An 18,715-nucleotide genomic window follows, 5' to 3' on the forward strand; every position below is an offset into this window, starting at 1 on the left:
TTATGCAAAACAAGCTCCTGTTCGGACGGAGCATCAATACCGGCTCCTGGATTCACCTGATCGACCCGCGGGCGAAATTGACCGGGATGGTGCTGTACCTGGTGGCAATGATGCTGGTGAATTCATGGATTCCGCTCTTGCTTGCGACGGTATTTTCTCTAACGTATATGAAGATGACCCTGATTCCAATCAAATATTACGCCAAAGCCGCCAAGCCTTTGTGGGTGTTGATGGTTTTTATTTTTGTCGTGCAGAGTCTGACCGCCCAGGAAGGAAGGCTCCTGCTTGAGGTAGGCCATATTACGCTCTATGCTGGTGGACTGGCGCGCGGAGTGATCTCCGCATGCAGAATGGCCTTACTGGTATCCTTTACGGCGATGTTGACATTTACAACGACACCCGGGGTCCTGAATCAAGGTCTTGGCGGGGTGCTCTCTCCATTGAAAAAAATCGGCATCTCCGCAGAGCGGCTAACGCTGATGATGAGCATTGCGCTGCGATTCATTCCGACCATTCTGGATGAGACCCACAAAATACTCAAGGCCCAGGCGGCTCGCGGCGCAGACCTGAAGGAGCTCGCTTGGAAGGAAAAGGGTAAGCTGTTGGTTTCACTGCTCGTACCCGTGACCGTCAGTGCCTTTCGCCGTGCGGAAGAGCTTGTGTTCTCCATGGAGGCTCGGGGCTTCATCATCGGAGAACCGCGTTCGGAGTACCACAAGCTGGTCTGGTGCACACGGGCTACAGGGTTCGTGCTATCTTTCGTAGGCTTGATTGGAGTCGTGCTTGGACTCCAATGGATGCTAGGGGTTTAAGCTATAAAGATAAATAACACATATTATTCGAGACAACTAGAAGGAGGGGAAACGCTGTGGCGCGCTTTTTTAATGGAAAAGAAGTCGAATTGCTTGCACCGGCGGGAACGTTTGAGATTTTCAAGGAGGTTATCGTAGCGGGCTGTGATGCGGTGTATTTTGGGGGTCCGAGTCTGAATATGCGCATGATGCGCAAAGGGTACAATTTTACGTTTGAGCAAATTATCGAGGCGGTACAAATCGCACATTCCCTCGGCAAGAAGGTCTATGTTACGGTTAATAATTTGCTGAATGAAGGGGAACTGGAGGAAGCAGCAGATTACTTGCGCTTTTTGGAGCATGCCGGTCCAGATGCGATCATCGTTCAGGATTTTGCTATTCTGGAGCTGATTCGTGAATTGGGTCTGTCGATACCGGTTCATTCCTCGGTCATGATGAATGTTCATAATATCGAGATGGTGGAGGCCTTGAAGGAGCTGGGGGTCACCCGCGTAGTTACCTCGCGAGAGATGGATCTGGCATCTACGCGTTATCTACAGGCACAGACGGGAATGGAGCTGGAATACTTTATTCACGGCGATATGTGCTCCGTTCACGGTGCGAATTGCTACTTTAGCTCGATGGTATTCGGCATGAGCAGTAACCGGGGCAAATGTCTGAAGCCATGTCGTTGGGATTATCGAGTTAAAAAGGACGGCTTCATCTATCCTTCCGAATATCCGCTGGCCGTTAAAGATATGTATATGTATGAGCACATTCCAGAGCTGATCCATGGTGGAATTACATCCTTCAAGATCGAGGGCCGAATGCGGGACACAGCGTTCGTGCTTATGCTGGTTAACGCCTATGGAGATGCTATTGACCGCTATATTGCGGATCCGGTCGGATTTGAACGTGCCAAGGATCGTGATGTGCTGTATGACAATCGGAAACGCGACTTCTCAACGGCATATGCTTTTGGACGTCCTGGATTGTCCAACATCAATGAGCGCTATGAAGGAACAGGCAAGTTCTATAGTACAGGCAAAGTATTCAGCACACCGACCGAGGAGCGGGAGCTTGGAGAGAAGAGGCTGAACGAGCTTCGCAGCATGTGGTCTGCATATACAGGGACGCAGAAAGTGACTGCTGAGCGCCCAGAGATTTCTGTTCATGTGAATAATGTCACACAGGCCGAGGCGGCGCTTGCAGCGGGTGTGGACCATATCTACCTATCAGGAGATGTATACGAACCCGACCATGCGTTTACGAAGGAAGAGATTAGACAGCTTGCAGCCATAAAGGGCGAGGCGAAGCTATATGTCTGCCTGCCGCGGATGATGACAGAGCTACAGTTCGACATCTATGACGGATTGCTCTCGGGTGAACGGTTGCCGATTGATGGCGTCATGGTGACCAACCTTGGGGCTGTTCGTAAATTTTCCAGTAAAGGCTATCCATTAATCGGAGACTTCAACTTGAACGTATATAACAAGCTATCTGCTGGCTTCTATAGCAAGATGGGGGTGACACGTCTCACTGCTTCTATGGAGCTACCTGCGATTGATTTCCGGGCGCTGCTGGCGGAGACGCCGGTACCGCTTGAGGCGATTGTTCACGGATCACCAGCATTAATGTATATGGAGCATGATCTGTATGAAAATACGGAGGTGCTTGAGCCGATGGGCGAAGAGGATAATACCTATGTCGCCAATTCGGTTCTGGTGCTCAAAACGGATAAGGGAGAGAGTCCCGTGTACCGTGATGTGCATGGACGCAATCACTTGACCCTGGCCAAGGAACTCTGTCTTCTGCCGCTCGTTCCCGAGTTAAAGAAAGCAGGTCTGGCCGTATTCCGGATCGAAGGTACGACTTATCACCCGGAGCAGCTGGCAGCGATTGTCACAGCGTACAAGACCGCTTTGGATGAGCCGGAGCGTGCGGAAGAGCTACTCGCATCCCTGAACCCAATCTATGCCGGGTATACGCTGGGCGCACTTCAGTTTGACGGAGGGGCTGCTGTAGCGAATACGACCTTAAGCACCATGCAAAATGAAGCTGCAGTGACCAAAGAAAGCGAGCCGGCAGTACAGAGGTAAGCCAATGCAGGGGCCGGGCGCTATAACAGTGTCCGGCCGTTAGTATAAGTGAAATAGCGATTGAACAGAAGAGAGGCGAATGAAGCATGCAGCAATATATTGGACCGGAAGGTATTTTGGAGAAGCGGAGTAAGTATTTTTACCCTACTACGAGTCACTTCTATCGGAATCCACCTCAGCTCGTACGAGGAGATATGCAATACCTGTACGGACATGACGGGAAAAGATACATCGACTTTTTTGCCGGCGTATCGGTGGTGGCCAGCGGCCATTGCAATCCGGAAATTGTGGAAAGAACGATGGAGCAGCTTAGAGCACTGCAGCATACCTGCACCATCTATTTGACGCAGCCCAATGTCGATCTAGCGGAGCGACTTGCCGAGGTGCTGCCAGGAGACCTGTGCCGTACGTTCTTTGTCAACAGCGGCTCCGAGGCCAATGAGGGAGCGCTGCTGCTTGCCCGGCTGCATACAGGTCGCAAAGGATTCATCGCGCTAGAGCAGGGTCTGCATGGACGGACCTATTTGACGATGAGCGTCACAGGGCTACAGATGTGGCGCTCAGATCCGCAGCTCCCTAGGCTGGATGCTGCGGAAGACGTAACATTCATTCCGCGTCCCTATGAGCAAGGGATGAGTGCAGCTGCTGCGGCACGCCGCTCGCTCAAGGCGCTGAAGGCGGTGCTGGAGGAGAAGGGCGGCGATATTGCCGCTATGATCGTAGAGCCGATTCAGGGCAATGCAGGCATTATTGTGCCGCCGGATTGGTATTTCCCTGAAGTGAAGGCTGTGCTTGAGCAGTATGGTGTACTGCTCATCGCCGACGAAATTCAGACCGGCTTCGGCCGCACAGGCCGCATGTTCGCCATGGATCGCTGGGGCGTGACGCCCGATATTATCACCATGGCGAAAGCGCTCGGTAGCGGTGTTCCGGTGGCGGCTTTTGCTTCGAATGACGCCATTGCCACCAGCTTCACGCGGCCTTCAGCCTCCACGTTCGGCGGCAATCCCGTCTCATCGGCCACCGCGCTTGCGGTGCTGGATTACATCGAAGCGAACCGCCTGCCGGAACGTGCCGAGCGCTTGGGCGGCCTGCTGCGCGCCGGTCTGGAAGAGCTGGCAGCACGCTATCCGCGCGTGCTGTCCGAGGTGCGCGGCGCCGGTCTGATGCTCGGCGCTGAGCTGAGTGCGGGCGACACGGAGCTTGGCGCCCGCCTTGTCGATGACGTCCTTGAGACGCTGAAGGATCGCGGCTTCATTATCGGCAAGAACGGTGTCGGCCGCAATGTGCTGGCCTTCCAGCCGCCGCTCGTCATTACCGAGAAGGACATCACAGAGATGCTTGCAGCACTTGAGCAAGCGCTTGAGGAAGCGGTGCACACAGCATCATCCGTGGCACAGGAGGGAGTTCATCATGGAGATCACGCGTAAAATTGTTCACCGCATCAAGCTGTACGGTGAATTGGTTATGTTCTCCCACACACTGTTCTCCCTACCATTCGCGGTCATCTCCATGATCTGGGCGGCTGACGGGCTACCGTCAGGGCGGATCATGTTATGGGGACTGATCGCCTTGGTCGCTGCGCGTAATGGAGCAAATGCCTTCAACCGTGTCGTTGACCGGGTCTTCGATGCCCAGAACCCCCGCACGGCGCATCGTCACCTACCGAGGATGCTGTTAGGGGAGAGAGAAGTGCTCTTGTTTGTCGTGGTGAACTACGCTATCTTTATTGTCGCAGCGGGAATGCTGAATCCGCTCTGCCTGATTTTGTCACCAGTAGCGATCTTCTTGATCTCATCCTATTCGTATACGAAACGGTTTACTTACATGAGCCATTTGTATCTTGGCTTCACAATCGCTTCAGCACCGATCGGCGCCTGGTTCGCCGTCACAGGTGAATTCGCCTTTCTGCCATTTATCCTGGGAACCGTCGTGATGCTGTGGATCGCCGGGTTTGACATCATTTATGGCTCTCAGGACATTGAGTTCGATCGGGAGCACAAGCTATGGTCCGTCCCTAGCATATTCGGCTTAAAGAATGGTCTGCGCATTGCTGCGGGACTTCATTCAATTATGGTGCTGCTGCTTATCTCTCTGATTCCGATCCAGCAGCTAGGCTGGCTGTACATGTTGGGCCTGGTCATTTCGATTCTGCTGCTGATGGCAGAGCATCGTATCATCAAACCTTCTAACCGTAAGGTCATGAAGGTGGCTTCGTACAATCTGAATCAGGTGATTAGTATGACGATCCTGTTGTTCACGATGGCTGATTTTTTTCTGTTGAATTAGCATTGCAGGGCTGATGATTTCTCATGTGGTTGTTCAGGTTGCTTCGTTTGCGTTATGATGCTAAGGAGACACCTCTTCTTATTTGGTAGTGTTGCGGTCAACTTCACAATACCAAATCGTAGAGGTGTCTTTTTTGTTCAGCAACTGTCAAGAAACTCATGTCAATCCACTCAATCTGTCAAGTCCTAGTAGCCATCCTGTATGACTTTAGGTAAAACTCAATAGAGTGCAAATATAAACTACGTATTATATAATAAATGAACGATCAGAAATCTAAACGGGGTGCTGAACTAAGTGAATAAAAAAGAGCGAAGAGAAGAGTTGCTTATTGAAAATGCGCTCATGTCTTCCATGTTTAATAAAATCTGGTTGACTGACTGGAATTTTAAAAATCATCTGAATCTATCTATGACAGAGGTAAGCATACTGGAGATGTTAGCTTCAGAGGGACAAAAGCGTGCAAAAGAACTATCAGAGCCGCTACATATTACTTCCGGAGGCATAACGGGTATTTGTAACAGGTTAATCAAGAAAGGCTTTATTGTAAGGACGCGGGATGAGTCGTTTGATCGCCGTTCTGTTGTTCTTGAAATTACAGACACAGGCAGGAAAGTTGTCCAAGAAGCCTTTGATATGAGATTGGAACTATTGTCTACTCATTTTAGCATGCTGACGGATGAAGAAATCAAAGAATGGAACCGGATGTACAAAAAATTGCTCAAACAAATTACCTCTAAATAGTGAATTGAATTCATTTCTTAAGAGGGGCGAAGCAGGAACATTGTTTCGCCTTTTTTTTTTATGCTTGAAGGCCTGTTTAGCACTATCCAATGTGAATATTATCACGTTGTAAACATATTTAAGTGACAAAATTATGAATTGTAAAAAATAAATTTTAGGAGTATTATTTATCTTGCTAGTAAGATAATTATTAAAAAGATTCTTTTTGATAATTTAAAAATAACTACGAAATAAAAACAAAGGATGTGCAGAGCAGAATGAAAGCAGTCACGTACAAGCAAGGTCAATTTGAGGTAAAGGAATTACCTGAACTTCACCCAAATCAAGACCAATTGTTAGTTGAACCTCTCGCCATAGGTATATGTGGAAGTGATCTATCAGCCGTTGAACATACAGAGGATTTTCTTGAAAGTGTAACCAAAGCAGGGAGTGTGGGACAAGCCTTTGATCCTACCAAAGACCTTGTTCTAGGTCACGAGTTTACAGCCAAGGTAATTGAGGTTGGGGAAAATGTGACGGAATATGCTCCTGGAGATCTCCTCGTTATTCTTCCTTGGGTCATTGGAGATAATGGAGTCCCCTACACGGTAGGGTATTCAAATGACTATCCAGGCGGTTTATCCGAACGTGTACTAGTCGGAAATGGTGGACATTACAAAATACCTGATGGGGTTAACCCTTATCACGCTGCGGTAACCGAACCTCTTGCAACCGGATACAATAGTGTTCTACGAGCGGAGATCGATCCTAAAGGCGGAGCCATTATCACAGGTGCTGGTACAGTAGGTCTTGGAGCTGTTATCGCTTTAGCTACCCGTGGGATACATCCGATCGTGGTGTCAGATCCTTCCGAGACTCGGCGTGATATTGCTCTGAAGTACGGTGCTCATGCAGTAGTTAATCCGATGGAACAAAATCCGGTGGATGTATATAGCGAAATGGCTGATGCATCACAAAGATTGTATGTTTTTGAAGCTTCTGGAGTTAAAAATCTAATCAATAGTATGATCGATTCTGTTCCACACTACACCAAATTTCTGATTGTTGGTGCATCGATGGCAGATAATACGATCAAACCAACTTCTCTTATCAATAAAAATATTACATTGGAATTTATTACAGGTCCCGGATATGGAGAAGCCTCATATACGGCTCTAGGTGAGACATTTAAAGACATGAAAGACGGAAAATTTGATCCTTCACAGATTGTAACCTCCTACACAGGATTTGAGGGCGTTGGTAAGGCTTTTGCTGCGCTGCGTCCAGGAGGAGACAAAAAGATTGACCAAGTCAAAATTTTAATTCTACCTCACCTTCAAGGAGACAAATTCTATACTTCAGAAGAATTGGAACTCTAAAATTTATTTATTTTCACTTAAAGATTGATACTACAGCCAAAGAGGTGAACATAGTGTTGTCAGGCACCAAGAGTCAGACAGCATGAAATTATGGAAAGTCAGCCTAGTTACTCTAATTACCGTTGGGTTATGCTCGTATTGTCTGCCTTAACATCTTTGGTACCTACGGTTATTTTTGTAGGGCCAACAGTTTTTATTCCCATGATGATGGAAGACCTGAATATTACTACTGCGGAAGCCGGAATTATTGTTACGATTGTTTTGTTAGGCGCGGGGCTAACTGGAACATTAGGTGGTCCGCTCATGAGCAGATTCGGAATTAAACATACTCGCACCATCGCACTTGTGTTTTATACGGTAGGTGGATTGGTGCCGCTATTTACGTCTAGCTTCACGGTGCTCTTGCTTAGTCGTATATTGATTGGTGTTGGGATGGGGATTGCCGCAGGAACCTCTGTAGGAGTAACCATGGACTGGTATCCCCCCAAAGAAAGACCATTAATTAATTCTTTAAATTCAATTTTGTCTTTAGCTGGATCGTTCTTGGCGCTCGTTCTTGCAATACCTGTTTACAATCTAGTAGGTGGAAATTGGAAGATGACGTTGGAGTTGTTTGGCATTGCCATGCTGATTACGACGGTTCTATGGATTATTTTTGCCAAAAACAATGTACAGGCTGTTATAGCTGATCCAGTGGGCTCAGAAGCTGGTCCTTCAATTAGCCGTCCGGTGGCTAAAGAGAACGTACTGAAGCAGGTGTTGAGAAGAAAAGAAGTTATTCTGCTTATCGTTGCTTATCTATCCTTTATGTTGGCTAGTCAAAGCCTACAAACCTTCCTGCCAACATATTATCAAACGGATCTTCAGATGTCGGCAGCCAAATCAGGTACGATTGCCAGTTTGATCTCTCTAGCTTCAGTTGTGGCGGGTGTACTTGTGGGTATCCTAATGGCTGCTTCAGGTAGACGGAAAATATTTATGTGGCCACTTTTAGTTTTGCTGCTTATAGGATGCGTTGGTTCCGTCACATTACCGGATGGCTGGATGCTTTATGGTTCCGTCATTTTAATTGGTCTTGCCTTAAACGGATGGCTTCCTGCTATGTTTACAAGTGTTATGGAGCTGGAAGACATGACCCCAGAGAAAGCAGGCGCGGCACAAGGTGTTATTTTGAGCGTAGGTATGTTTGGCGGAGCTGTCTCTACGCTTGTCATTGGAATCATTGCCGAGTACACCGGACTTCGTAATGCATTGCTATATTTCAGTTTTCTCGCAGTATTTGCAATTATTGCAACATTGATCTTCCCAGAAACGGGACCAAAATCCAGACGTAATAAAGCTACATTGTAAAGCTTAAAACTCATGAACTGGCAGTCTCCTCTTTTTTTAGAATAAAGGGACTGTCCGTTTTTATTTTTATATACGACGGATTGTCAAGCCAAGTGCGACAGTTCCTCTGAAAAGGATTCGTGAGCGGTCCTCCAGTCCAGACATTTACGTGGTCTTTGGTTGATCAAGTGCAGAGCGTTTTCCAGAGCTTCATCCGTGATTTGCGCGAAATCGGTCCCCTTGGGGAAAAACTCTCGCAAGAGGCCGTTGGCATTCTCATTCGAGCCGCGTTGCCAGGAGGAATACGGATCTGCGAAATACACCTGTACGCCATGAGTAGCTTCCAAGCTGGCGTAACAGGCAAACTCCTTGCCACGGTCTGCGGTAGCGGTTTGAAATGCATGGGTAGGATACTGTGAGGCCGCTACACCAAAGGCAATCTCCATGGACAACGCGGTACGGTCTGGCATCCGAATGGCGGTGTACAAGCGGGTTTTGCGTTCGATAAACGTGGCCAAGCAGCCCTTGCTTTTCCCACGGCCTGAGACGACTGTATCGAGCTCCCAATGGCCGAAGGTCTCCCGGGAACGAACCACTTTCGGACGCTGAGAGATGGCCTTACCCACAGCGAACTTGCCGCGTGTCTCTGCAGGTCTCTGCCGTTTACCTTTGTGCCGTAAAACCGTAAGCACGCCTTTTACCAAACGGCCTGTATACAGCCAGCGATAGATCGTTTTAAAACATACCATCGCTTGACCCTCCTGACGCAATCGCTCTACGGTTTGCTCCGGAGACCAGGTCGCCTGAAGCTTTTCTTCGATGCGACTCGCCAGTTCTAGATTCCACTTACCTCCGGAAACTGACGCCTTACGGCGCTGGACATAGCCCTCTTGCGAGTTCTCCGCGCAGTACGGGTGTTCTGCTGCATTTCGGCGGAGTTCACGGCCAATGGTGGCATGATGTCTGCCAAGTTCCTTGGCAATCGCTCTGGTACTTTTCCCCTGCTGGTGGAGGATTTCTAGCTTGCTTCGCTCGATTATGCTAAGATGTGTGTAGCTCATGGTGGATTCTCCTTGTGTGAATGTGGTGTAGGAACCTTCATTCTACACGAATCCGGCCATGGGCTCTTTGGTATATTTATTTCCAGTAGGTGTCGCACTTCATATTACAATCCGTCATACGTAAAATTAAATAAGTATCTTACCGATAACATACTTAAAAGAAATATAAAATTGAAAATACAATTTCAGCCATTAAAAAGGAGATTGACCATGATTAGAGTAATCAAGAAGCTTTATGAGAAAGTAAGGATTAGAAAATTAGGTACAAAGTTAATTGTCATTGTTTCGTTGCTTATCGTTTTTCCACTAGCCACACTTGGCAAGATGTCTTATGAGGAAGCAAAGATGCAAATTGCGATTAAACTTGGAGAAACAGCGAATGGAACTGTTGAGACCTTGAGCACTAGTCTATCCAGTTCCTTTTATGCTCAACAATTAAATGTTCAGCAGCTAGCTTTGTTAGTAAGTGACCTAAATGAAAACGAAGAATCCACTGAAATCAATAAGATTCTAAGTGATTTTCTCCGCTTACATCCCGAATTGGAATCCGTTCTTGCAGTGGATCAAGAAGGCATGACGATAAATGCCGTCGGATCTCGTCTAGATCAAGAAAATAATAGTGAAACCAAATGGTTTAAAGAAGCAACTTCCCAACCAGATCAAGTTATTATTTCGTCTCCTGAACCAGCGGGGGACCAGCAAAATTTAGTTTTACATATCTCAAAAGCGCTCGAGAACGAGAAGGGAGTCATCACACTTATTTCCTCAGTTAAACAACTTGAATCATTGTTTAAATCTACTCAATTGGGGCAAAGTGGGTTTATTTATGTGCTTGATCAGAACGGTAGGGTGATATATCACCCTTATATTCCCCAAGGGACGTTACTTCAGGATGATGCCAGCAATACGATATTAAAAAGCGATAAGGGTGAACTGACGATTGTCAATAGTGATACTGGTGAGGTGGGACAAGGGTACTATCACACAAATGAATTAACAGGGTGGAAAATCATTGCAGTTATTCCCTTTCAAGAGTTCGCAGACGCAGCTGCTCCAATTATGAAGAAGACCGTATGGATTCTAACCATTAGTGTACTGACAGCTCTGATTTTACTAGTTATATTTACTCAAAGTATTACCAAACCAATTAGTCAACTTGTTCAGCTGTCACAAAAAATCAGTGAAGGCTATCTAAATGAGCGAGTTAAGATCAAACAAGATGATGAGATCGGTCGTTTAGGTGATAACTATAATCTTATGGTTAGTTCACTGCATGATATCATCCGCAACGTTTCCAGTTCCTCCGTGATTCTTGCTGCATCAAGCAATGAGTTAAGTCGAAGCTCGGATGAGACAACGGCAACGGTAGAACATGTAGCTGGTTTGCTTGAAAACTCAGCTGAAGGTGCACGTGTACAATCCCAATTAACAAAGGAAACTGCGAAAACGATGGAGGAGATGGCCGTTGGGATTAGCAGAATTGCAGAATCCTCCGCAACTATTGCCGAGCTTTCCAGTGGTACCGAACAGGAGGTCAAAAACGGTAGTAGAATGGTTGAAACCGTAGGAAGCCAAATGAAGCTAATTCGAGAGTCAGTCGAGGAATCGGCAACGTATATTGAGGAATTAAAGCACCTTAATTTCAAAATTACTGATATGAGCAAGGCCATTTCCGATGTAGCGGAGCAAACGAATCTCTTAGCCTTGAACGCATCGATCGAGGCTGCAAGGGCAGGAGAGCAAGGGAAGGGTTTTGCAGTTGTTGCTCAGGAAGTGAAAACATTAGCCGAACAATCAAGAGCTTCTTCTGTACAAATACAAGAAACCATTACACTTGTCAATCGACTCGTGGATAATGTACATGAAGCGATGACTAAACGAGTCATGGTTGAAACGGTTCGCGGAGTAGAGATATCAGCTGAGGCACTGCATGCATTACAAACAATTGAAATATCCACTCAAAATGTTGTTCAACAGATGTATGATGTTTCAGCCGTAACAGAGGAATTGTCAGCTAGTACGGAAGAGATTACGGCTTCTGTTTCTGAAATTTCCAATGTTTCTTCTACCTCATCAACAGCTTTTGATGAAATTAGTAGTGCAGGTCAAGAACAATTGGCATCCATGGAGGAGATTGCAGCTTCTGCTCAGAACATTGCCAAGATTGCTGCAGATTTAGATGAAAAAGTGAAAAAGTTCGTTCTGTGAAAAAGGAGAAGAGCACTGCCAGCAATTGTGGGCGGTGCTCTTGTCTGCATTTGCAGAACAATCCGAATCTTATGTGGGGATATTTGACGTGAATACACAGGTTAGCAGTACCAGAGGGCTATCTCAGTTGAAATGGGACGAACCATAAAAAAAGGCTGTCCCAAAGGTCATCGTAGATGACTGAGGGGCACCCTCTCTGGCATACATGTATGCCATTAATGTTCCCGTCCGCTAAGATAATTCAGCAGGACGGTCAAATCACGATGGGCAGGATAAGATTCCAACTGCCGAATAACGTGCTGAGCTTCATCGAGATATTGTTCACTGATCAGCTCGCTCTGCCGGAGTGCATCCGACTGCTGAATGAGGGTCACAACCGCATCAACCTGAGCTTTAGGAGTATCCGGTCCGATAGAACGAATTCTTGAAGCCAGCTCCTCCTGCTCCAGTGCGAACAGTACAGGAAGGGTTACCTGGCCCTTACGGAGATCGCTGCCAGCCGGTTTGCCAAGCTTCTCGGCGGATTGAGTAAAGTCCAAAATATCGTCGCGAATCTGAAAGGCCATTCCTAGCTTCTCACCGAAGGAATAAAGCAGCTCTGAGATATCATTCTTCGCGCCTCCAGATAATGCGCCGATCTTCAGGCACGAGGCCATCAATTGCGCTGTCTTGTTCCGGGACTTCTCCAAATAATCCTCAATATGAACCTCGTAATTATACAAATGGGATAGTTGCTGATATTCACCCAGGCATAGCTGAGTGGTAACAAGGGAAGACAAATCGTAGGCAAAGCGCTCCCGTTCTGCAGAATATTCGGTGATTAGCTCAACGACACGTGCGGACATATAGTTGCCGACATGCAGGGCATCATGGATGCCAAGTTTGACGTGCAGTGCAGGCTCGCCACGTCGGACCGATGAATCATCAATAATGTCATCGTGAATCAGGGATGCCGCATGAATGAGCTCAGCCGCCGCCGCCAGCCTCATGGTGTCCTTCTCTTCAGCGGATGGGCCGAAGCGTGACCCTACGATAACCAGCAGCGGGCGAATTCTTTTGCCGCCAGAACGGATCAGTTGAAGAACATGCTGAGCAAGCATGGAAGAACGGGGTATATCCTTATCGAATTTGACCATACTCTCGATGGCACGATCAACGGAGCGAAGCGAGATCCCTAGTTCTGCATCCAGTCTTGTCATATGATTCTCTCCCGATTGATGTTGATAAGGGCCTGTCGGCCTCAGATGGCACAACTCTTGCGAACATGTCCTTCCTCCATCTCCAGAAACAGCTCCCAGCAACGAAGCAAGGCATCGTCATAGGAAGCGCCTTCGATTCTCCGAATCTGTATTTGCTTAATAACCGGGGCAAGACGGACGAGAAGATCATGCTCATTCCATTGCAGACAAAGCTGCACATAGAAGCTATATAGATAGTCGCCGTCGAGCACACTGCGGGTCAACTTCTCTCCGTTCAGAGCGTTGTCGCATTCCGAATGACGCAGGAGGGCGAGCTTGATTGCGATGTAAATAGATAATAAACGGGTCGTGCGTAGCGCTGGAAGTCCATATTCAAGCAGCAGACTCGCCATCTCTTCCGCTTCTTCACAAGGCATATTCAGTCGAATTCCCGTATCCGGTGAAATTTCTCTCTGCAACATATGAAATGTGTCTTGGATCAGCTCGTATTTGTTCATGATGGCACACTCCTCCAGACGTATTGCTGCACAACTCAAGCTAGAAAAAGTAAAAATTAGAGTAATGCACGCATGCGCGCATTACTCTAATTGAGGCTATTTGTTGAGCTTACTCAAGTTCAATCCATTACTCTGTGTACAGATACCATCGTCGAACGAGAGGAATCCTCTTCCATTGCTTCTTGAGCCAAGGAAGTACATAGTAATCAAGTCCGAATGCACTGCCAGACCCACCGATCAGAGCAACACCTGCTGTCATGTACCACAGCATTTCAGCCGAGGCCATGCTGGAGGACCAGATCATAACGCCGAGAGCAACAGTAATAGCGGAAGCTACAGCTGTGAACAGACCGACGATGAGCATGAGCCCGACTGCAATTTCCATGAACACCATAAAGAATTGGAACACGCTAGCAAGAGCGGTATAACCACCATCTGGAGTATAGAAGAAAAGGTTCATGAACCAGTTCACACTACTACTCACAAAATCAGGAACTGGTAACGCAGTTACGGCAGTCGATGCGCTTTCTACAGCAGAGGCTGCGGACGAAGCGTCGACAGCGTCCTTGACCGTACCGGCCGCATCACTTGCTGCGGTCACAACATCCGCATGCGGTGGTGGTGGAATCAGGAATATATTTGATGGGTCCTTCAAAATCTTCGGTAGCTTGTCTAGACCCTCTTCCAGCCACTTCCAGCCAACAAAGACACGAAGCGGCACCAACCAGAAGTTCGGGGAACGCTTAGCGAAGTGTCCACCGACAAAGCTTCTGCGATGGTTCACATGGAAGAACTCATGCATCATATAAGTCCATACTTTATTAAAGCCAGCTACAGTGAAGAGGTAGTACATGTTGATCATGTGCTTGGATAACATCGCCATAAAGCCGGTGAGCATGAACATTTTGTTCGGAAGACCGACATTCGCTACGCCATAGCGGCTGCCGATACTTACCATGGTACCGTGGAAGCCTGGTTTGTAAGGCTTCTTCGGCTTGTTATGCACATCCGCATAGATGTTATGGGCGATCAACGGGCCTGCTTGCTCCGCATTTTCAACCATCTGTGGAACCGGACGAGACTCACCTTCAGGAATGAAGAAGATGTTGTCGCCGACGATGTATACATTGTCATGATCAACACTTTGCAGCTTGTCGTTAGTCACAATGCGCTTGCGACCTTCTTGTTTAACATCCAGCTTGCCGACGAGCTCGGAGCCCTCAACACCTGCGGTCCATACTACCGTATCAGCTTCAAGCTGTTTGTCACCGAGCACTACGCCAGACGGGGTAACGCCTGTTATTTTTGCGCTGGTTACAATTTCTACGCCGATCTTGTTCAGGTACTTGGTTGATTTTTCAATCAGCTTGTCAGGCAGAATCGGCAGAATTTTTGGTGCCATATCAGCAACGACAAGACGAACCTCGCTAGGATCGATATAGAATTCCTTGCAAAGCTCATCGCGGAACTCCGCCATTTCACCCACAAGCTCAACACCGGTAAAGCCAGCACCTACGATCACGAAAGAGAGCATTTTATGGCGTTTTACCGGATCATTTTCTTTAGCAGCCTTGCCGAATTTATCACGGATTCGGTCTTTGATTATAACAGCATCTTCATAGGACCAGAGAGTCAGTGAGTGCTCCTCCGCACCTGGAATTCCAAAGAAGGTTGGCTTACAGCCAGTACCGATAACGAGGTAATCATACTTGTAGGTTGTTTTTGCAGAACGAAGCTCTTTAGCTGCAAAGTCGATATTATCGATAGAATCCAGAACGACGTCAACCTTTTGACCGGCAAAAATCTTCTTGAGCTCAATCTTTACCGAGTCTTCAGGAGCGCGGTTAGCCGCGACCTCGTGCAGCTCCGTCAGGAGTGTGTGATAAGGATTGCGGTCGATCAATTGGATCGACACGTCCTTATCCTTCTTGAACAATTTGGCGAGGTGCTTACCAGTAACAACACCGCCGTAGCCTCCGCCGAGGACAACAATTTTCTTCAAAAGATTCACCTGCTTAACTAGGGTGGTGGGACTTACCTAACTTCTAATTACGAATTATTTCGCACCTTCAAGTGCTTTGGTTACAAGGTCATAGTAGCTTTTCAGGGAAATAGATACGCCGGAGATCGCATCAGTCTTGCCTTCTTCGTTAAATGTAAGGGAGGCAGGATCTTGTTTCTCGACGAGATAGGACTCAGCCAGAGCAGCCTGTTCATGCCATTCGGAAGATGCGCCGCCGGCTTTCATGCCGTATTTTCCATCGATGGAGTTTTGTTTCTTGTCTTCACCAGCTTCGTTCACACCACTGAAGTTAACATGGATGATCTTGCCCGCAGCGACAACAACGTCAGCCGTTTCTTTCCAGCCGGACTTCTCGGCGAACTTGTCAGCTTCGGCATGGTAGGTTCCGTCTTTATAAATACCTGCTTCTACCGGACCAGCTGCCAGTGCCTTGTCGGCAAGACCGAATAAATCTTTGACTTTCACTGAAACGCCAGAGATCGCGTCCGTTTTGCCTTCTTCAGTCAAAGTGATGTCTTTAGGATCTTGTTTTTCAATGAGGTAGGCTTCAGCCAGTGCAGCTTGCTCATGCCATTCGGCAGAAGCGCCGCCAGCTTTCATGCCATACTTGCCGGATTCGGAGTATGTCTTTTTGTCAGGGCCTACATTAGCGTTAATGCCGCTCCAGTTGGCTTCGGTAATTTTACCGCTTGCAACAGTCAAGGTAACATAATATTGCCAGCCGGTTTTAGCATCAACTTCACCAATAGCATAGTACACGCCGTCTTTGTATTGGCCTTGCTCAGCAGTAGTGTCTCCGCTGTTCGTACCGCTTGCTGCTCCAGTGTTTTCAGTCGTTGCGCCATTGTTTGCAGGGGCTGGATTTTCAGTGCTGTTGTTAGAGCTACAGCCAGCAAGAACACCGATTAACAGGGCAGTGCAGAGTAGAATAGATGCTTTCTTCATCTAAATGACCTCCAGTAAGATAAAATATATATATATTAAAATGCAACACATTTTAATAACAAAATTGGTAAAAAACGTTGTGTAGTAAGCTTTTAGCGGGTTATTCCAGAGTCCGAAACCATTGTTCGTTGGAATTTTAGCATATAAAGATAGGGGATAATGTGAAATTTATCACGTATATCCGTTTGCTTGAGGTTCCACCTGATATGTCGGAATAGAAGGTTCTACTAATACGCTGCAAGCGGTAATGAAATCAATCGAAGGTTACTACGCGGAACGAGTAGGACAGTAGATGATTATTATGTCAAAGGTTACCGGGGACAAGAGTGAAGGGCAGGAACGGTAAGGAAGTTCATTATACGATTGAACAGTACTTCACGTTTTGTAAAAGACAGGCTGTTGGTCTAAAATATTCCTCTCTAATCAAAGCATTAAGCGAGTTGAAAAATAAACAATAAAATCAACGTAATCAGGCAGAACAACAAGTCTTTACCAAGCAAAGCGGAATTGGAAACTGCTCTCGAAATGCAAAAAGATACGGAAGAACAATTCTGTGCCTTTCAGAAGTGAATTTGGTTATTTGCGCAGCTTGGCCTTGATGATGAGCAAGTCCTCAGCGAATGGGCGAATTATTGCAGAGAGCTTACGCTGAAGCCCCTTTCCATTTAAGTAGCGATAAGTGCTAACGGTAGAAAATAAAAAATATGATGCATCTGATATTCACCTGTATCAACTAATATGTAAAACGATCCACCAAACTTATGCAAGGTGGATCGTTCTACTATGACTCTCAACAGCCCTGTTTCAATTCGTATCCTGTAAATTTGTACTTAATAATACGCCTGTTTTATTGATTCAATGTTATATACAATACACATTAAAATATTCCTTGTAAGCTTCTTTGATAATTAGTTTTTAAATAAATTGGATCTATGAGCATTCATTTTCTTCCCAAGCAAGACTGAGAAGTCAAAAGTAATCTCCAGTTTATCCCTACCCAAAACTTGTTGTATAAGTTCTTCCGATGATCCCCAAGACAAGGGGGTCATATGGACCAACTGCTCAATGTACTTATTTTCCATTGTTACACCGTACTGAACACGCTGGATGTCAACAAGATCAAAATTACGTTTGAAAAGCTCTAATGTATTTTCATTTGAATATACAGTTCTATCTGTTTGATTGTAAAGTATCCCTCTTAATTCTTGAAGGTACTTACTTTCGGGGATAACTTTTATAACCATTCCATCATCCGCAAGCATTCTATGGAACTCAGAATAGTTGGAAGGTGATAATATATTCAATATGAAATTAAATAGTTTATCAATTAATGGACACTTTGCGAGATCCGCTACGCACCAGATTGTTTTGGAAGGACTTCTCGAAGCAATATTGATTCCCTCTTTAGAAATATCAACTCCTATTCCCAATAAGTTACATCGCGATTGTTCAATTATCCTTTGCTGTATATTGTTCAAATGTGAGCCTTCACCGCATCCAGCATCTAATATTTTTATGAATTTACTCGTTGGTTTCAACTCTTCTAACATATTCTCACAAATCTGAGCAATCAACGGATCAAAAAAGCCGCTTTGGCTAAACATCTTTCGAGATTCAAACAGTTTTCTATCATATTTTGTTTTAAGGGGATGGGACAATAAGTTAACATATCCTTGCTTAGATATGTCAAAACAATGATGATTGGAGCAAATTAAACTCCTTAAATTTATTACCTCAACTGGATTTGAACATATTGGACATCTAAAAATGCCTTCATATTCAGAGAGAAGACGTGCGTTTGTAATTTTTCGATTGTTTTCGGACAAAATAAAAACACCTCATTCATTTTAGTAAATGAAAAAGGCACAGCTAAATAAACCCAAGTCATAGTTTTAAAAAATGACGTGAGTTACTTAGCCTGCACCTTCCATTAACGTAAACGAATGAATTTGATGATCAAGAAAAACATCTCCTAATAACATATATTAAAGAAGAGCGATATCACTCTAGCTGTTAGTATAACCATGATGAAAGGGTGTGTACACATCACAGTTCTTTCAACTCTCGTACTTCAAAGCTCTCGCCATTATATTTGTACTCTGCAAACTTTATGGTATTGCGGCTACAGTGATTTTTTTGATATTGCGTATAATCTCAGAGGTATCCGTCTCATCA

Annotated in this window: 14 protein-coding genes; 8 read left to right on the top strand and 6 right to left on the bottom strand. The window is 46.1% G+C overall.

The window, feature by feature from the left end:
• Nucleotides 1-2 precede the first annotated feature (2 nt).
• The 7 genes from MKX74_RS06180 (at nucleotide 3) to MKX74_RS06210 (ending at nucleotide 8,628) form a co-directional block, all read left to right on the top strand.
• Nucleotides 3-812, top strand: a complete 810-nt coding sequence (locus MKX74_RS06180) for an energy-coupling factor transporter transmembrane component T family protein (protein ID WP_341177820.1) — start codon at nucleotides 3-5, stop codon at nucleotides 810-812.
• A 56-nt stretch (nucleotides 813-868) separates the two neighbouring features.
• Nucleotides 869-2,890, top strand: a complete 2,022-nt coding sequence (locus MKX74_RS06185; RefSeq protein ID WP_341177821.1) for a peptidase U32 family protein — start codon at nucleotides 869-871, stop codon at nucleotides 2,888-2,890.
• A gap of 86 nt (nucleotides 2,891-2,976) precedes the next feature.
• Nucleotides 2,977-4,320 (top strand): aspartate aminotransferase family protein, encoded by a 1,344-nt coding sequence (locus MKX74_RS06190; protein ID WP_341177822.1) that lies wholly within the window; start codon nucleotides 2,977-2,979, stop codon nucleotides 4,318-4,320.
• Nucleotides 4,304-5,179, top strand: coding sequence for a UbiA-like polyprenyltransferase (locus MKX74_RS06195; protein WP_341177823.1), 876 nt, complete (start codon nucleotides 4,304-4,306; stop codon nucleotides 5,177-5,179). The genes MKX74_RS06190 and MKX74_RS06195 overlap by 17 nt, the downstream gene beginning before the upstream one ends.
• A 294-nt stretch (nucleotides 5,180-5,473) precedes the next feature.
• Nucleotides 5,474-5,920 (top strand): transcriptional regulator, SarA/Rot family, encoded by a 447-nt coding sequence (locus MKX74_RS06200; protein ID WP_133568729.1) that lies wholly within the window; start codon nucleotides 5,474-5,476, stop codon nucleotides 5,918-5,920.
• A 257-nt stretch (nucleotides 5,921-6,177) separates the two neighbouring features.
• Nucleotides 6,178-7,278: a zinc-binding dehydrogenase gene (locus MKX74_RS06205; RefSeq protein WP_341177824.1), complete on the top strand. Its 1,101-nt coding sequence runs from the start codon at nucleotides 6,178-6,180 to the stop codon at nucleotides 7,276-7,278.
• Between the two features lie 156 nt (nucleotides 7,279-7,434).
• A complete protein-coding gene (locus MKX74_RS06210) occupies nucleotides 7,435-8,628 on the top strand; it encodes an MFS transporter (RefSeq protein WP_341177825.1) in 1,194 nt (397 codons plus the stop codon).
• A gap of 83 nt (nucleotides 8,629-8,711) precedes the next feature.
• Here the strand turns inward: MKX74_RS06210 and MKX74_RS06215 are convergent, their stop codons facing one another.
• Nucleotides 8,712-9,668, bottom strand: coding sequence for an IS30 family transposase (locus tag MKX74_RS06215; RefSeq protein WP_028591466.1), 957 nt, complete (start codon nucleotides 9,666-9,668; stop codon nucleotides 8,712-8,714).
• A gap of 210 nt (nucleotides 9,669-9,878) precedes the next feature.
• Here MKX74_RS06215 and MKX74_RS06220 point away from each other — a divergent pair, with 210 nt between their 5' ends.
• Entirely contained in the window at nucleotides 9,879-11,876 is a 1,998-nt protein-coding gene (locus MKX74_RS06220; RefSeq protein ID WP_341177826.1) for a methyl-accepting chemotaxis protein, read from the top strand.
• 215 nt (nucleotides 11,877-12,091) lie between these two features.
• Here MKX74_RS06220 and MKX74_RS06225 read toward each other — a convergent pair whose 3' ends face one another.
• The 5 genes from MKX74_RS06225 to MKX74_RS06245 all read right to left on the bottom strand — a co-directional run bounded on the left by MKX74_RS06225 (nucleotide 12,092) and on the right by MKX74_RS06245 (nucleotide 18,366).
• Nucleotides 12,092-13,075, bottom strand: a complete 984-nt coding sequence (locus tag MKX74_RS06225) for a polyprenyl synthetase family protein (protein ID WP_341177827.1) — start codon at nucleotides 13,073-13,075, stop codon at nucleotides 12,092-12,094.
• A gap of 41 nt (nucleotides 13,076-13,116) precedes the next feature.
• Nucleotides 13,117-13,572 (bottom strand): hypothetical protein, encoded by a 456-nt coding sequence (locus tag MKX74_RS06230; RefSeq protein WP_018886499.1) that lies wholly within the window; start codon nucleotides 13,570-13,572, stop codon nucleotides 13,117-13,119.
• 127 nt (nucleotides 13,573-13,699) lie between these two features.
• Nucleotides 13,700-15,574: an FAD-dependent oxidoreductase gene (locus MKX74_RS06235; RefSeq protein ID WP_341177828.1), complete on the bottom strand. Its 1,875-nt coding sequence runs from the start codon at nucleotides 15,572-15,574 to the stop codon at nucleotides 13,700-13,702.
• A gap of 54 nt (nucleotides 15,575-15,628) precedes the next feature.
• Complete coding sequence (locus tag MKX74_RS06240; protein ID WP_341177829.1) at nucleotides 15,629-16,540, bottom strand: FMN-binding protein; 912 nt, start codon at nucleotides 16,538-16,540, stop codon at nucleotides 15,629-15,631.
• 908 nt (nucleotides 16,541-17,448) lie between these two features.
• Nucleotides 17,449-18,366, bottom strand: a complete 918-nt coding sequence (locus MKX74_RS06245; RefSeq protein ID WP_341177830.1) for a putative RNA methyltransferase — start codon at nucleotides 18,364-18,366, stop codon at nucleotides 17,449-17,451.
• Nucleotides 18,367-18,715: the final 349 nt, after the last annotated feature.

This window comes from Paenibacillus sp. FSL K6-1230 (assembly GCF_038002385.1).
Classification (GTDB): Bacteria; Bacillota; Bacilli; order Paenibacillales; family Paenibacillaceae; genus Paenibacillus; species Paenibacillus massiliensis.

Excerpts from the sequence above, each read along its gene's own strand:
- MKX74_RS06225 (WP_341177827.1), bottom strand. The coding sequence starts at position 13,075 with ATGACAAGACTGGATGCAGAACTAGGGATCTCGCTTCGCTCCGTTGAT.
- MKX74_RS06240 (WP_341177829.1), bottom strand. The coding sequence starts at position 16,540 with ATGAAGAAAGCATCTATTCTACTCTGCACTGCCCTGTTAATCGGTGTT.
- MKX74_RS06190 (WP_341177822.1), top strand. The coding sequence starts at position 2,977 with ATGCAGCAATATATTGGACCGGAAGGTATTTTGGAGAAGCGGAGTAAG.
- MKX74_RS06230 (WP_018886499.1), bottom strand. The coding sequence starts at position 13,572 with ATGAACAAATACGAGCTGATCCAAGACACATTTCATATGTTGCAGAGA.
- MKX74_RS06180 (WP_341177820.1), top strand. The coding sequence starts at position 3 with ATGCAAAACAAGCTCCTGTTCGGACGGAGCATCAATACCGGCTCCTGG.
- MKX74_RS06215 (WP_028591466.1), bottom strand. The coding sequence starts at position 9,668 with ATGAGCTACACACATCTTAGCATAATCGAGCGAAGCAAGCTAGAAATC.
- MKX74_RS06205 (WP_341177824.1), top strand. The coding sequence starts at position 6,178 with ATGAAAGCAGTCACGTACAAGCAAGGTCAATTTGAGGTAAAGGAATTA.
- MKX74_RS06220 (WP_341177826.1), top strand. The coding sequence starts at position 9,879 with ATGATTAGAGTAATCAAGAAGCTTTATGAGAAAGTAAGGATTAGAAAA.
- MKX74_RS06195 (WP_341177823.1), top strand. The coding sequence starts at position 4,304 with ATGGAGATCACGCGTAAAATTGTTCACCGCATCAAGCTGTACGGTGAA.